General features: G+C 70.1%; 14 protein-coding genes and 1 pseudogene. 10 read left to right on the forward strand and 5 right to left on the reverse strand.

What is annotated here, in order from left to right; all coding sequences use genetic code 11:
• Window positions 1-5 precede the first annotated feature (5 nt).
• The 3 genes from OG524_RS21880 to OG524_RS21890 form a co-directional block, all read right to left on the reverse strand.
• Entirely contained in the window at window positions 6-2,249 is a 2,244-nt protein-coding gene (locus tag OG524_RS21880; protein ID WP_405389149.1) for a hypothetical protein, read from the reverse strand.
• The gene (locus OG524_RS21885) at window positions 2,246-3,187 is read right to left on the reverse strand and encodes a hypothetical protein (protein ID WP_405811555.1); all 942 of its coding nucleotides are present in this window, start codon (window positions 3,185-3,187) and stop codon (window positions 2,246-2,248) included. Before OG524_RS21885 ends, OG524_RS21880 begins: the two co-directional genes overlap by 4 nt.
• A 132-nt stretch (window positions 3,188-3,319) precedes the next feature.
• On the reverse strand, window positions 3,320-4,036 hold the full coding sequence (locus OG524_RS21890; protein ID WP_405389147.1) for a Crp/Fnr family transcriptional regulator: 717 nt from the start codon (window positions 4,034-4,036) through the stop codon (window positions 3,320-3,322).
• 458 nt (window positions 4,037-4,494) lie between these two features.
• Here OG524_RS21890 and rpsL point away from each other — a divergent pair, with 458 nt between their 5' ends.
• The 4 genes from rpsL (at window position 4,495) to tuf (ending at window position 8,859) form a co-directional block, all read left to right on the forward strand.
• A complete protein-coding gene (gene rpsL, locus OG524_RS21895; protein WP_003948652.1) occupies window positions 4,495-4,866 on the forward strand; it encodes a 30S ribosomal protein S12 in 372 nt (123 codons plus the stop codon).
• A 2-nt stretch (window positions 4,867-4,868) separates the two neighbouring features.
• On the forward strand, window positions 4,869-5,339 hold the full coding sequence (gene rpsG, locus OG524_RS21900) for a 30S ribosomal protein S7 (RefSeq protein WP_018101248.1): 471 nt from the start codon (window positions 4,869-4,871) through the stop codon (window positions 5,337-5,339).
• Between the two features lie 38 nt (window positions 5,340-5,377).
• On the forward strand, window positions 5,378-7,507 hold the full coding sequence (fusA, locus tag OG524_RS21905) for an elongation factor G (protein ID WP_405389146.1): 2,130 nt from the start codon (window positions 5,378-5,380) through the stop codon (window positions 7,505-7,507).
• 158 nt (window positions 7,508-7,665) lie between these two features.
• Window positions 7,666-8,859: an elongation factor Tu gene (gene tuf, locus OG524_RS21910; protein ID WP_384494153.1), complete on the forward strand. Its 1,194-nt coding sequence runs from the start codon at window positions 7,666-7,668 to the stop codon at window positions 8,857-8,859.
• A 132-nt stretch (window positions 8,860-8,991) separates the two neighbouring features.
• Here tuf and OG524_RS21915 read toward each other — a convergent pair.
• A pseudogene (locus tag OG524_RS21915) lies at window positions 8,992-9,239 on the reverse strand (trypsin-like serine protease); the annotation flags it as partial.
• 45 nt (window positions 9,240-9,284) lie between these two features.
• Between OG524_RS21915 and OG524_RS21920 the strand changes: the two are divergent.
• The gene (locus tag OG524_RS21920) at window positions 9,285-9,491 is read left to right on the forward strand and encodes a hypothetical protein (protein WP_405811556.1); all 207 of its coding nucleotides are present in this window, start codon (window positions 9,285-9,287) and stop codon (window positions 9,489-9,491) included.
• A 49-nt stretch (window positions 9,492-9,540) separates the two neighbouring features.
• Here OG524_RS21920 and OG524_RS21925 read toward each other — a convergent pair whose 3' ends face one another.
• Window positions 9,541-11,631, reverse strand: coding sequence for a PIG-L family deacetylase (locus OG524_RS21925; protein WP_405812482.1), 2,091 nt, complete (start codon window positions 11,629-11,631; stop codon window positions 9,541-9,543).
• A gap of 155 nt (window positions 11,632-11,786) precedes the next feature.
• Between OG524_RS21925 and OG524_RS21930 the strand changes: the two genes are divergently transcribed.
• The 5 genes from OG524_RS21930 to rplW all read left to right on the forward strand — a co-directional run bounded on the left by OG524_RS21930 (window position 11,787) and on the right by rplW (window position 14,690).
• The gene (locus OG524_RS21930; RefSeq protein WP_405811557.1) at window positions 11,787-12,203 is read left to right on the forward strand and encodes a hypothetical protein; all 417 of its coding nucleotides are present in this window, start codon (window positions 11,787-11,789) and stop codon (window positions 12,201-12,203) included.
• Window positions 12,204-12,729: 526 nt separating this feature from the next.
• Window positions 12,730-13,038, forward strand: a complete 309-nt coding sequence (gene rpsJ / locus OG524_RS21935) for a 30S ribosomal protein S10 (RefSeq protein WP_003948644.1) — start codon at window positions 12,730-12,732, stop codon at window positions 13,036-13,038.
• A 14-nt stretch (window positions 13,039-13,052) separates the two neighbouring features.
• A complete protein-coding gene (gene rplC, locus OG524_RS21940; protein WP_014154591.1) occupies window positions 13,053-13,697 on the forward strand; it encodes a 50S ribosomal protein L3 in 645 nt (214 codons plus the stop codon).
• Between the two features lie 4 nt (window positions 13,698-13,701).
• Window positions 13,702-14,352, forward strand: a complete 651-nt coding sequence (gene rplD / locus OG524_RS21945; RefSeq protein WP_361889986.1) for a 50S ribosomal protein L4 — start codon at window positions 13,702-13,704, stop codon at window positions 14,350-14,352.
• Entirely contained in the window at window positions 14,352-14,690 is a 339-nt protein-coding gene (rplW, locus tag OG524_RS21950; RefSeq protein ID WP_031096361.1) for a 50S ribosomal protein L23, read from the forward strand. The genes rplD and rplW overlap by 1 nt, the downstream gene beginning before the upstream one ends.
• Window positions 14,691-14,705 lie beyond the last annotated feature (15 nt).

The following is a 14,705-nucleotide window of genomic DNA, read 5'->3' on the forward strand; positions in this document are numbered from 1 at the left end:
CTGGTTCAGCCGGGATCGACGACGGCAAGCAGCCGGCCCGCGACCGGCGGCGGTGTCGTACCGCCGTCCTCGGCGGGCATCGTGCGCAGCAGATGGGCGAGCCGCCTGCGGTCGGTGTCGGTCTCGACGAGGTCGGTCAGCAGGGCGGCCAGGGCCGCCTCGGCGCGAGGGGCGTGGTCCGCGGACCATGTCCACGCGCGCAGGACCGCGAGGGCGTCGTCCGTGTGGTGGCGGTCGCGGAGTGCGGCCGTCCACAGGTCCGTGAGGTCCCGGGCCTGCGGGGCGCGCGCGGCGGCCGCCTGGGCGTACCACTCGAGCAGTGGGGCGGGGGACTCCGCCGGATCGTCGTCCTGGGGATGCGCGCAGGCGTACAGGAAGGCACGCAGGGCGAGATCGCGCAGGGCGGGTTCGTCGCCCAGCCAGCTCTCCATCTCGGCCAGCACCTGTCCGCCGGCCGGGGACAGCAGCAACAGGGCCACGGACGAGGAGAGTTCGTCGACCTCCTCGGCGAGCCTGTCGGTGTCGCCGCCGCGTCCGTCGCCCGCCGCGAAGTGCGTACGGGCCGCGGAGCGCAGGGCGAGCAGGGCCTCCGCCGGATGGGCGGGGCCGATCAGGGCGTAGGTGCGGATCGCTGTCCAGCGCTCCCTGCGATCACCGCCGGTGCACCAACTGTCCAGGATCCGCAGGATGTTGGGCGCGCCGAGGAAGTGGGCCAGGGTGAGCGCGTTGACCGCGACGAGTCGCTGACGGTAACGGCGGGACGTGGCCCAGCGGGTGATGACGAGGGCCATTGCCGACGGCAGGTCCGCCGCCGCGAGCACGGCCGCGGTCGAGGCGGCACGGGTCCGTACGAGAGGGCGCCCGTCGTCGGCGAGCCGGTCCAGCCAGGCCACCAGGGCCGGGCGGGCGGACGGGTGGCCGGTCCACACCTCACGCAGCAGGACGAGTGCGGCGCGGTCGTCGCGGTACCGGGCCTTGCGCTGGGCGACCGGACCCCACTCGGTCACCTCGTTCTCCTCGTACCGCTCGGCGCGCGCCCGGTTCAGCCGCCCGCCCGCCGCGTTGCCGAAGACAGGTACGAGGGGAGGCTTCGAGGGGTCCTCGGTCTTCTGGAGCAGCGCGTACAGCACATCGCTCAGCTCGGCGGTCAGGGCGTACGGCGCCTCGTTGAACGCGGCGAGCGAGACGAGGAACGCCTTGTCGGAGAGCGAGGCCGACGGATCGCCGAACCACTCCTCGACCTGGCTCTCCAGAGCCGCGAGCGAGAAGTGCTCCAGCTCGTGCCCCGCGGCCCGGCCGGTCGCGACGCGGGCCAGCAGCCGTGCGAAGGCGGCCACCTCGCGCAACTGGTGGCCGCGGTCCAGGAACTCCTTGACGGCACGGTGCTCCAGCAGTGCCCCGGCCTCCGCTCCGAGACCGGGGGGACCGCCGGGCCGGGCCGCCAGATGGGCCTCCAGGACGGCACGCGACTGCGGCGGCTGCCAGTGCGCGACGGACACGTCCTCCAGCGCCGCGGCCGGGTCGACGGTGATCACCAGATAGGCGTCCTGCTCGACGAGCCTCTCCCGCAGGGCCAGCAGGTGCGTGTCGCGCAGGGGCAGGTCACGCCGGAGCGCGAGGTCGCAGAGCACATGGCCGCGGGCGCCGTCGAGCAGACCGGCCAGTGCCGCGGGGGTGGTGTCGCGGTCGAGAGAGCGTACGGGGGTGGCGCCCAGCCGGTTCAGGAGCATCAGGGCGGCGGTGCGACGGCCGGTGAAGTGCTGCCCGGAAAGCACCAGGACACGTTCCGTCCGCAGCCGCTCCACGAGCCCGGTGAACACCGACCCGTCCCCGCCGGGTACGAAGAGGGCCGCCGTCCGGTCCAGGCTGTCCTGCGGGACCAGGCCGGAGGTGTGGGCGTCGCTGGACACCCCGAGCTGGTAGATCTCGGTCTTGCTGCCCATGATCACGTCGCCGACGACGTGCCCTCCGCTGACGCCGTGCTGGTCGCGGCCGCTCAGCCCGCCCTCGAAGCGTGCCGAGGCGCCGACCATGATGCCGGGGCTGTGCGCGTAGAGGTCACGGCGCGCGCTCCAGGCGTCCTGCGGCTGTTCCGCCTCCTCCTCCGGGGCGTCGGGCGCGGGGGAGGGCGCGCCGTCCCCGGCCTTCGGTGCCTCGGACGCGTCGGGAGCGCCGCCTGACGCCGCCCCGAGGGTGCCGGCGGCGCCGTCGGGGCCCTGGCCGGACGGCCCGGGCGGATCCTGGCTCATCGGAGGGCACCGCCGTCCGCGGGGTCGTCCGTGTCGACGGGGCGGGGGCTGCGGAGGTCCGCCGGGCGGCCGTCGCCGGTTCCGCCGAGCACGACATCCCCTGAGACGTGTCCGCCGCTCACCCCGTGCAGGTCACGCCCGGCCAGGCCGCCGCCGAAGGAGGGCGCGCCGCCGTGGAAGTGGAACACGGCGCCGCCCGCCGTCCCGGACGCCGGATCGCCGGAGGGGCCCCCGTCCGTCCCCTCCGGCGACCCGCCGTCGGCGCCCCCGCGCGCCGCTCCCCCCGCGGCGGAGGTGACGCCCCCGTGCGCCGCCTCCGCCCTTCCGGCCGCGGCGTCCCCGTACGCCGACGCGGCCGTTCCCGCCCCTGGCACCGTGCCGTGCAGCCAGGCCTTCATCGGGCCGTTCTTGCCGGCCACGGTGACGGGGCGGAACTCCTCCGGCACGATGCCGGGATGGCCGTGCCGCACGATCCCGCGGTGCACGTCCTCGGACACGCACAGCGCCAGATCGCCCGTGCGCTCCCGCAGCGCGGCCCGCAGCACGTCGCCGTCCAGCAGCCGGCAGGCGTGGTTCAGGTCGGAGCCCACCCAGCCGTCCCGCTCGTCGATGGCGACGTATCCCGTGGCGAGTACGGCCCGCAGCCGGATCTGGGCGCTGCTCGACGCCATCCGGTTGACCCCGTGCAGCTGCACGGGGGTCTCGGTCAGCAGTGCCCGCAGCAGCGCGGCCACCGAGGCGTTCGCGTCGATCAGCTCCATGACCGCGTCGCCCCGGTCGGCGCGGACCCGCCGGCTCTCCTCGATCCCGGCCGCCGTGAGTGTGCGGTCGGCGATGTCGTAGAGCATGCGCCGCAGGTAGTTCTGCTCGATGTCGTCGCGGTCGCTGAAGCGCTCGATGTCGAACAGCAGGATGGTGCGGCTCACGGGATCGGTCATGGCTGCCTTTCGGTGATCTGCGGTGGCAGCAGCCTGGGCCCGCCGGGCCCGGACCGGTGAGGGCAGATGACCCACTGGAAGTGTGACCGTGTGTACATACGGTCAGGAGCGGGCCGGGCGCAGGGCCCCGGGTCAGTCCGCGGGATCCTGCGCCCGGGCAATCCGGCGCAGTACGTCGGGCCGCAGGATCAGCAGGGTCCGCCGGCCGGTCGACACCACCTGCCGGGCCCGCAGATCCCTGAGCAGCCGCTGCACCATCTCCCGGGACGCCCCGACGGAACCGGCCAGCTCCTGCTTGCTCAGGGGCACGGTGAGCTCGATGCCCTCCTGGGTGCGGACGCCATGGGTGCGGGCCAGATCGAGCAGCAGTACGGCGAACCGTTCCCGCACGGTCAGCGAGGCGAATTCCAGCCTGCGGCGGTCGGCCGCCCTGGTGCGGTCGGAAGTGAGCCCGAGGAGGGTGAAGGCCGCGGCAGGGGACCGGGACAGGTACTCCCTGAAGCGGTCGTGCTCAACGGCCACGGCCTCCACCGGCTCCAGCGCCGTGACGGTGGCCGATCTCGCGCGGCCGGTCAGTGCCGATGACTCCCCGACGATGTCGCCGGGGCCGCGCAGGGCCAGCAGCGCCTCGTAGCCGTTCGCCGCGGAGGCGGTGACCTTGGTCCAGCCCTCGGTGATCAGCAGGACGTGGGAGGACGGTTCCTGCTGGTGGATGAGCGGCGACCTCGTTCCGAAGCGGAGCGTGCCGCCGAGGGCGAGCAGCGCGGCGCGGTCCGCCCGCTCCAGCCTGGCGAGGAAAGGGACGCGGTCGTCCAGTCCGCGGCCCCCCGGCGGTTCGAGCATGGTCATCGTGCCCCCCTGCGCATCACGCGCTGACCGTCCCGCCCCGGCGCGGACGCCCCGTTTTAGGCCCGACCCGTCCCGCTGCCGCGGTGGCCGCTCCGGTGGCCCGCCCGCCGACGCAGCGGGCAGGTCAAACTACTGGCAGTGAGCGTCGCCCGCAGGGAGAAAGCCGGATTTGGCCCGTTGTATCTCGCCACGGCGCCCTCCGGGCCCGTGCGGGCCGCGCTCCCGGGCATTTGTTTTGACCCAGCTCCGTGAGGTAGGTACGCTCAAGCCTTGTGCCTGGGGTGTGCCTGGGCTCGGGTGCGTGTCCTCAACCGCATGGCGAGTCCGTAAGTGGCCACCGCAATCTGCGCTCCTTCTGCCTCAGGGCAGGAGCTTGCAGTGTTCGACACACCCGACCGCGTGGGTCGGTGAGTGTTCCAGGTTAGTTTCACGAACGGCACACAGAAACCGGAGAAGTAGTGCCTACGATCCAGCAGCTGGTCCGGAAGGGCCGGCAGGACAAGGTCGAGAAGAACAAGACGCCCGCGCTCGAGGGTTCGCCCCAGCGTCGTGGCGTCTGCACGCGTGTGTTCACGACTACCCCGAAGAAGCCGAACTCGGCGCTCCGTAAGGTCGCGCGTGTGCGTCTGACCTCCGGTATCGAGGTCACGGCCTACATCCCGGGTGAGGGGCACAACCTGCAGGAGCACTCCATCGTGCTCGTGCGTGGTGGCCGTGTGAAGGACCTGCCGGGTGTTCGTTACAAGATCATCCGCGGTTCGCTCGACACCCAGGGTGTCAAGAACCGCAAGCAGGCCCGCAGCCGCTACGGCGCCAAGAAGGAGAAGTAAGAATGCCTCGTAAGGGCCCCGCCCCGAAGCGCCCGGTCATCATCGACCCGGTCTACAGCTCTCCTCTTGTCACCTCGCTGATCAACAAGATCCTCCTCGACGGCAAGCGTTCCACCGCCGAGCGGATCGTGTACGGCGCCATGGAAGGCCTCCGCGAGAAGACCGGCGCTGACCCGGTCATCACGCTGAAGCGCGCGCTTGAGAACGTCAAGCCCTCGCTCGAGGTCAAGTCCCGCCGTGTCGGTGGCGCCACCTACCAGGTGCCGATCGAGGTCAAGCCCGGTCGCGCCGCCACCCTCGCTCTCCGCTGGGTCGTCGGTTACTCCCGCGCCCGTCGCGAGAAGACCATGACCGAGCGCCTCATGAACGAGCTGCTCGACGCCTCCAACGGTCTTGGCGCAGCTGTCAAGAAGCGCGAGGACACCCACAAGATGGCCGAGTCCAACAAGGCCTTCGCGCACTACCGCTGGTAGTCGCTTACCCCATCGAGACCGAGAGAAGATTGAGCCTTATGGCCACCACTTCGCTTGACCTGGCCAAGGTCCGCAACATTGGGATCATGGCCCACATCGACGCGGGCAAGACGACCACCACCGAGCGGATCCTCTTCTACACCGGCGTTTCGTACAAGATCGGTGAAGTCCACGACGGCGCAGCCACGATGGACTGGATGGAGCAGGAGCAGGAGCGCGGCATCACGATCACGTCCGCCGCGACGACCTGTCACTGGCCGCTCAATGATGTTGACCACACCATCAACATCATCGACACCCCGGGTCACGTCGACTTCACGGTCGAGGTGGAGCGTTCGCTCCGCGTCCTCGACGGTGCCGTCACCGTGTTCGACGGTGTGGCGGGTGTCGAGCCCCAGTCCGAGACTGTCTGGCGTCAGGCGGACCGCTACGGCGTGCCGCGTATCTGCTTCGTCAACAAGCTCGACCGCACCGGCGCCGACTTCCTCCGTTGCGTCGACATGATCGTCCAGCGCCTCGGCGCGGTCCCGATCGTCATGCAGCTCCCCATCGGCGCCGAGGCCGACTTCACGGGTGTCGTCGACCTCGTGACGATGAAGGCCTTCGTGTACCCCGAAGAGGCCGTCAAGGGCGAGATGTACAACGTCATCGAGATCCCGGACAACCTGAAGGAGGCCGCCGAGGAATGGCGCGGCAAGCTCCTTGAGGCCGTCTCGGAGAACGACGACGCCATGATGGAGCTGTACCTGGAGGGCGAGGAGCCCACCCAGGAGCAGCTGCACGAGGCGATCCGTCGGATCACCCTCGCGTCGAAGGGCAGTGCCGACTCCGTCACCGTCACCCCGGTGTTCTGTGGCACCGCGTTCAAGAACAAGGGCGTCCAGCCCCTGCTCGACGCGGTCGTCCGCTACCTGCCTTCCCCCCTGGACGTCGAGGCCATCGAAGGCCACGACGTCAAGGACCCGGAGAAGGTCATCCAGCGGAAGCCCTCGGACGACGAGCCGTTCTCCGGCCTGGCGTTCAAGATCGCGAGCGACCCGCACCTCGGCAAGCTCACCTTCGTCCGGATCTACTCCGGTCGCCTCGAGGCCGGCACCGCGGTGCTGAACTCGGTCAAGGGCAAGAAGGAGCGCATCGGGAAGATCTACCGCATGCACGCGAACAAGCGTGAGGAGATCCCCTCGGTGGGCGCCGGTGACATCGTCGCCGTCATGGGCCTGAAGCAGACCACCACCGGTGAGACGCTGTGTGACGACAAGCAGCCGGTCATCCTGGAGTCCATGGACTTCCCGGCGCCGGTCATCCAGGTCGCCATCGAGCCCAAGTCCAAGGGTGACCAGGAGAAGCTGGGTGTAGCCATCCAGCGCCTCTCGGAGGAGGACCCCTCCTTCCAGGTTCACTCGGACGAGGAGACCGGCCAGACCATCATCGGTGGTATGGGCGAGCTTCACCTCGAGGTGCTCGTCGACCGCATGAAGCGCGAGTTCCGCGTCGAGGCGAACGTCGGCAAGCCCCAGGTCGCGTACCGCGAGACGATCCGCAAGACCGTCGAGCGCATCGACTACACGCACAAGAAGCAGACTGGTGGTACCGGCCAGTTCGCGAAGGTGCAGATCGCCCTCGAGCCCATCGAGGGTGGCGACGCCTCCTACGAGTTCGTCAACAAGGTCACCGGTGGCCGCATCCCCCGTGAGTACATTCCCTCGGTGGACGCGGGTGCCCAGGAAGCCATGCAGTTCGGCATCCTGGCCGGTTACGAGATGGTCGGCGTCCGCGTCACCCTTCTCGACGGTGGTTACCACGAGGTCGACTCCTCGGAGCTCGCCTTCAAGATCGCCGGTTCGCAGGCGTTCAAGGAGGGTGCCCGCAAGGCGTCCCCCGTGCTCCTGGAGCCGATGATGGCCGTCGAGGTCACCACGCCCGAGGACTACATGGGCGATGTCATCGGCGACCTCAACTCCCGCCGTGGCCAGATCCAGGCCATGGAGGAGCGCAGCGGCGCTCGCGTCGTGAAGGGCCTCGTGCCCCTCTCGGAGATGTTCGGCTACGTCGGAGACCTCCGCAGCAAGACCTCGGGTCGCGCAAGCTACTCGATGCAGTTCGACTCCTACGCCGAGGTTCCGCGGAACGTCGCCGAGGAGATCATCGCGAAGGCCAAGGGCGAGTAACTCTTCCGAGTTCACGCTTTAGGCTTGTCACCGGAGCCTGGCCGGGCATTCGTCGCAGCGCGCAAGCAACGCGGCGAATGCCCCCGGCACCGGCATTCCAGCAAAGATCACCTGGCGCCGATGAAGCAAGGCGTACAGAACCACTCAGGAGGACCCCAGTGGCGAAGGCAAAGTTCGAGCGGACTAAGCCGCACGTCAACATCGGCACCATCGGTCACATCGACCACGGTAAGACGACCCTCACGGCCGCCATTACCAAGGTGCTGCACGACGCGTTCCCGGACCTGAACGAGGCCTCGGCCTTCGACCAGATCGACAAGGCTCCCGAAGAGCGCCAGCGCGGTATCACGATCTCGATCGCGCACGTCGAGTACCAGACGGAGTCGCGTCACTACGCGCACGTCGACTGCCCGGGTCACGCCGACTACATCAAGAACATGATCACGGGTGCGGCGCAGATGGACGGCGCCATCCTCGTGGTCGCCGCCACCGACGGCCCGATGCCGCAGACCAAGGAGCACGTGCTCCTGGCCCGCCAGGTCGGCGTTCCGTACATCGTCGTCGCCCTGAACAAGGCCGACATGGTGGACGACGAGGAGATCCTGGAGCTCGTCGAGCTCGAGGTTCGTGAGCTCCTCTCCGAGTACGAGTTCCCGGGCGACGACCTTCCGGTCGTCAAGGTGTCGGCGCTCAAGGCCCTCGAGGGCGACGCCGAGTGGGGCCAGACCGTTCTCGACCTGATGAAGGCCGTCGACGAGTCCATCCCGCAGCCCGAGCGTGACGTCGAGAAGCCGTTCCTCATGCCCATCGAGGACGTCTTCACGATCACCGGTCGCGGTACGGTCGTCACCGGCCGCATCGAGCGTGGTGTCCTGAAGGTCAACGAGACCGTCGACATCGTCGGTATCAAGACCGAGAAGACCACCACCACGGTCACCGGTATCGAGATGTTCCGCAAGCTGCTCGACGAGGGCCAGGCCGGTGAGAACGTCGGTCTGCTTCTTCGTGGCATCAAGCGCGAGGACGTCGAGCGCGGCCAGGTCATCATCAAGCCGGGTTCGGTCACGCCGCACACCGACTTCCAGGCCCAGGCCTACATCCTGTCGAAGGACGAGGGTGGCCGTCACACCCCCTTCTTCAACAACTACCGCCCGCAGTTCTACTTCCGTACCACGGACGTGACGGGCGTTGTGACCCTCCCCGAGGGCACCGAGATGGTCATGCCGGGTGACAACACCCTCATGGACGTCGCGCTGATCCAGCCGGTCGCCATGGAAGAGGGCCTGAAGTTCGCCATCCGTGAGGGTGGCCGGACCGTGGGCGCCGGCCAGGTCACCAAGATCATCAAGTAGTTTCTCTTGATCGTCTGACCTGGTAGCTCCACACAGAGCACCAAGAAGGGCCCCGTACCTCTCGCGAGAGAGGTACGGGGCCCTTCGGTGTGTGCGGGGCCGGGCCGCGGGGTCGCTGGGCCGCCGGGCTCGGACGCCCGCGGCCGACCGGATCCAGGAGCGGTACGCCGTGACGTTCGTGTACGCGGTCGTGGTCTGCCGGTCGCTGGTCGAGGCGACCCCGGCCTGGACGCCGCCCGCCGTCATCGGGCCGCCTGAATCGCCGCCGGCGGTGATGCCGCCGCCGCGGCGGGCGCATATCGCCGGGCCCCGTACGCGTCGGTGCATCCGCCGCTCACCGTCACGTCGGCGACCTTCGGACAGCGGGACCGGCAGCTGGCCCCACCGCTCGGACCCGGCGCTCGGAGAGCGCTGGTGGCGGGTACATGCCATCCGGCCAGGCCGTGGTGCTGTACCCGCCACCACGAACGGCCGGAGCAGGGATCGACAGGGGCCAGGAATCCGGATGGCCCCGGCTGTGGGGTGTGGCCGAGGCGGTCCTCGCCGTCTGCGTCCTGGCGGGTGCGGCCAAGGAGATCCGCGGTGGCCTGACCGGCAGGAAGGCGGAGCGGGCGGGAGGAACGGCCGGCTGACCGGCCCACGGCCCCATGGGCGGAACGGCCGGCTGACCGGCGATACGGCCTACGGGCGCCAGAGCCAGGGCAGCGCGTCCGTACCCAGCCCCACCACCGTCGCACGCCCCGCCTCGCCCACGTGGAGCGCCGGCCCGTCCAGGGCGGCCGGGCCCCGGGACCGTACGAGGACACCCTCCGCGGTACGGAGCTGGAGCAGCCCCGCGCCGGTGCGGCCGAGCAGCACCGGGCCCTGCGGTGACGCGGCGGCCGTGACCGGTCCGTACCCGTCGAAGCCGGGCAGCTCCGTCGCGGTGCCCGCGCGTACGGCGGTCAGCGGGGCCCTGGCCTCGGCGCGGTGGAACAGCTCCACGGACCCGTCGGCGGCGGGCAGGGCGGCCGGGGGAGTGCCCGGCACCGGGCCCGCGTCGATCTGGGTCCGGGCGGTCAGGTCCTGGCCCGGGCCGTCCTGTGTCCAGTGGTGCACCGCGTGGTGGCCCGCCCCGTACACATGGACCCGCCCCTCGGCGTCCACCACGGCGCTGAACCCGTCCTGCACCTCGCCGCCGCCCATGTCCCGCCACCCGCCCCACCGGCCGTCGCCCTCCCGTACCCGGGTGCTGAGGCCCTTCTCCGCGTTACGTACGAAGAGGTGGATCCGGCCGCCGGGCGCCGTGACGGCGACGGGCACACCTGTGCGCCTCCCCCGGTCGGGGCCGGGGGAGGGGTTGCCGAGACCGCGCCAGGGGAGGAAGCCGCCGCCCGGTGTGTGCTGTTCCAGCACCACGATCTCGCGCTCGTTGTCGCCGCCGTGCCCACCGAGCGCGGCGAAGCGGAGCCCGAACAGCAGCAGCCGGCCGTCGGCCGCGGTCGCCTCGCCCAGCACCGGGGCGAGCGGGCCGCCGCCGAGGTCGTGCGGCGGCCCCCAGACGCCGCTGCCCGGCTCCGTCTCGCGCCACCGTGCCACCCGCAGCCCCAGCACCGCGTACGCGGCCGACCGCCCGTCGGACTCGGCGGCGACGGCCACCCGGGCGCCCGGGTAGCGGTGGTGGGTGGAACGGACCCACCCCTTCCTGTTGGTCAGCGGACGGTCGCCGCCCACGTTGTAGTCGCCGCACCCCGCCGCGTTCCCGCACTCCCAGTCCGGCGAGCCGCCGTACGGGACAAGGTGCGCGGCCTTCGTCTCCAGGACGCCCGGCGGCAGGTTCTTGGGCCAGTGCCGGTTGTAGTACCCGCGGTAGGCGGTGGTGACGAAGCCCGGCACGTCCCCGCCGCGCGCCGTCGTCCGGGCCACCCAGCGGATCATCGCCGCCCAGGCGAAACACGCGGCCGCGGTGTGGTCGGCATGGTCCGAGTGACCGCGCTGCTCGCTGTCCGCGCGCCGGACGGCCTCGGTGCTGTGCTGGATGTCCGGATCGGGGTCCAGGGTGTGCACGACGGTCGGCCGGTGGCCCTCCAGCAGCCCGGCGAGGACGTCGACGAGCCCGTCGTACGTGTACGAACCCGCCCGGGTCAGCGGCGACCCGTCGGCGACGACCGTACGCAGGACGAGCCGCCGGTCCTGCCAGAGGCTGGGGAGCCCGAGGCGGTGGCGGCCGGTGTGCATGGCCGTGTTCAGGAAGACCAGCTCGACCCGCCGGGCCCCCGCGGTGAGGGTGTCGACCTCGGCACGGTGGTTGCCGTCGAGCTCGGCCACGGACGTCTCCCAGGGCGTGAACCGGTCCAGGCCGAGCAGCGTCGCGTACGCCTGGCGCAGTCCCTGGTGGCGGGCGGAGGAGTAGGCGGCCCTGTCCGGCGCGGGGCGCGGAGCACCCGGGATCCTGTTGACGCCGTCGGCCTCGCCCGCCGTGAGGTAGACGCAGACCAGCGGCGTACCGGCGTCGACGGCCTGCCGGGTGTCCGGGTTCATGAAGTACAGGTCGTCGTCGGGGTGGGCGAGGATCTGCATCAGCAGCGCCCGCCGCCCGGTGCTGATCGGGAGGCCCGGCGCCGGGTTCGGGGGCGGATCGCTGCGCCGGGGCGGTGGTACGGAGCAGGCGGTGAGCGCCGATCCCAGGGCGGCGACCGTGAGCACGGCCCGCCGCCGCACGCCCGGCGCCGCCGCACGCCGCTTCCGGTCGACCCGCTCGCCGATTCCGGGCAGGCCGGGCTGGTCCCTCATGCTGTACACGTCCGTCCGCTCCCCCCGCAGCGGATGGACACCCCATGGCCCGTGCTGCGCTCCTGCGAGGGGTCAGACGGCGATCAGGCCGTCCGGGTTGCCTGCACGGCAACGGCCGACGCACCGGGCGACCCCGGGCTGGCTAGGCTCCGGTCATGACTGATCAGTGGTACGTCCTCATCGAGGAGGACACCCGGGTGACCCGGCAGGCCGACGGCGTCGATCTGAAACTGCACCGCTGGTCACTGGTGGCCAGCCACCCCGTCAGTGGCACGCAGGCGCAGGCGCTGGCCGTGGCCGAGGACGCGGCCCTGCACTACATGCCGGCTGTCCTGGCACGCCACGCGCGACCGGGTGAGACCCCGGCCCGCAGTGCTTTCCTCACCTCCGACGGCGCCTGGCTGGTCCTGCTCAAGCAGCACCACCGCGAGTGCCACATACGCGTGACCGTCGCCCGTCTCATACACACGCGGGAGGAGGAGCAGGCCCCGCCGAGAACCCTCAAGGAAAGGCTCCGCCAAGCTCTGGACGCCCCCGAGCCCTCAGCGGCCCCGTGGGCGCCCAAAAGCTAGTCGCCCCGCGGATCGAAGAGAGCCACAGGACGCCCGAACCACTACATATCCGACTCTCCCGCGTCCTCCCGCCAACTCCGAGACGGTCGCGGTCGCGGACCTCCGGGCGGGGGAGGAGGGCCTCGGGGCACGCCCGCGTTTGACCGCTCCCTCGTGAGGGGTAAGATCCTCCGCCCGATTGGCCAGGCTCACACCCCGTATGGCACACTAGCCAGGTTGCTCGGTTGAGTGTCAATGCTGCGCGCCTCCCGCCGGGAGGACCGGAAGCGAGTCCCACAGTACTCGTCGGCCCCATGCGGGCCGGACGTACGGGAATCTTCCGGGAAGCGTCAGTGGGGTACTGACCAGGCACCCGGTGGGGTTTCACCCCCGGCAGCGCGGTTTCGGCCCGCACCCCCTTGGTTGGGATTTCCTTCGGGAAATTTTCGTAGAGGGGATGCGACACGCCCGACCGCGTGGGTCGGAGGTGGAGTTACGAGAACTCCCGGGTTCCAGAGCGTTATGAGAGACAGGACTACTAGTAGCCATGGCGGGACAGAAGATCCGCATCCGGCTCAAGGCCTACGACCACGAGGTCATCGATTCCTCGGCGAAGAAGATCGTCGAGACGGTGACGCGCACTGGTGCGTCGGTCGCGGGCCCGGTGCCGCTGCCCACTGAGAAGAACGTGTACTGCGTCATCAAGTCGCCGCACAAGTACAAGGACTCTCGCGAGCACTTCGAGATGCGCACGCACAAGCGCCTCATCGACATTCTCGACCCCACGCCGAAGACGGTTGACTCGCTGATGCGCCTCGACCTGCCGGCCGGCGTCGACATCGAGATCAAGCTCTGAGGGGACGGGCCGAGATGAGCAAGAACATCAAGGGCGTCCTGGGCGAGAAGCTCGGCATGACCCAGGTCTGGGACGAGAACAACCGGGTTGTCCCGGTGACCGTCGTCAAGGCCGGGCCGTGCGTCGTGACGCAGGTTCGTACGAACGACAGCGACGGCTACGAGTCGGTCCAGATCGCCTTCGGCGAGATCGACCCGCGCAAGGTGAACAAGCCCCTCAAGGGCCACTTCGCCAAGGCCGACGTCACCCCGCGCCGCCACCTGGTGGAGCTCCGCACCCCTGACGCCAGCGAGTACACGCTGGGCCAGGAGGTCACTGCCGAGGTGTTCGAGTCCGGCGTCAAGGTTGACGTCACGGGCAAGAGCAAGGGCAAGGGCTTCGCCGGTGTCATGAAGCGTCACAACTTCAAGGGCCTCGGCGCCGGCCACGGCGTCCAGCGCAAGCACCGTTCCCCCGGTTCGATCGGTGGCTGCGCCACCCCTGGGCGTGTCTTCAAGGGCATGCGCATGGCCGGCCGGATGGGCAACGAGCGCGTCACCACCCAGAACCTGACCATCCACGCGGTTGACGCGGAGAAGGGTCTGCTGCTCATCAAGGGCGCGGTCCCCGGTCCGAACGGCGGCCTCGTCCTGGTCCGTACCGCGGCCAAGGGGGCTTGAGGTAATGAGCACCATTGACATCCTTTCGCCGGCAGGCGACAAGGCCGGTACCGTCGAGCTCCCCGCGGAGATCTTCGACGCGAAGACCAGCGTTCCGCTGATCCACCAGGTCGTTGTCGCACAGCTGGCAGCTGCCCGTCAGGGCACGCACAAGACCAAGCGTCGCGGCGAAGTCCGTGGTGGTGGCCGCAAGCCTTACCGCCAGAAGGGCACCGGCCGCGCCCGCCAGGGTTCGACCCGCGCGCCGCAGTTCGCAGGCGGTGGCGTCGTCCACGGCCCGCAGCCGCGCGACTACTCGCAGCGCACCCCGAAGAAGATGAAGGCCGCCGCCCTGCGCGGTGCCCTCTCCGACCGGGCGCGTCACTCCCGCATCCACGTCGTCACCGGCGTGGTCGAGGGTGGAGTTTCCACGAAGGCCGCCAAGACGCTGTTCGGCAAGATCTCGGAGCGCGCCAACCTGCTCCTGGTCGTCGACCGCGCCGACGAGGCCGCGTGGCTGTCCGCACGCAACCTGCCCCAGGTGCACATCCTGGAGCCGGGCCAGCTGAACACGTACGACGTGATCGTCTCTGACGACGTGGTCTTCACCCAGGCCGCTTTCGAGTCCTTCGTGTCTGGCCCCCAGACCGCTGAGACCGAAGGGAGCGACGCCTGATGAGCGAGGCGACCGTTACCAGCTCGACCATCACGAGCAAGACCTACTCGGACCCGCGCGACGTTCTCGTCAAGCCGGTCGTGTCCGAGAAGAGCTACGCGCTGCTCGACGAGAACAAGTACACGTTCATCGTCGCGCCCGGCTCCAACAAGACCCAGATCAAGCAGGCCGTGGAAGCGGTCTTCTCGGTCAAGGTCACCGGGGTCAACACGATCAACCGGCAGGGCAAGCGCAAGCGGACCAAGACCGGCTTCGGCAAGCGCGCTGACACCAAGCGCGCCATCGTGACCCTCGCCGAGGGCGACCGTATCGACATCTTCGGCGGCCCGACCTCCTGACGGAGGTCGAGTCGT

This window comes from Streptomyces sp. NBC_01520 (assembly GCF_045040375.1).
In the GTDB taxonomy this organism is placed as follows: Bacteria; Actinomycetota; Actinomycetes; order Streptomycetales; family Streptomycetaceae; genus Streptomyces.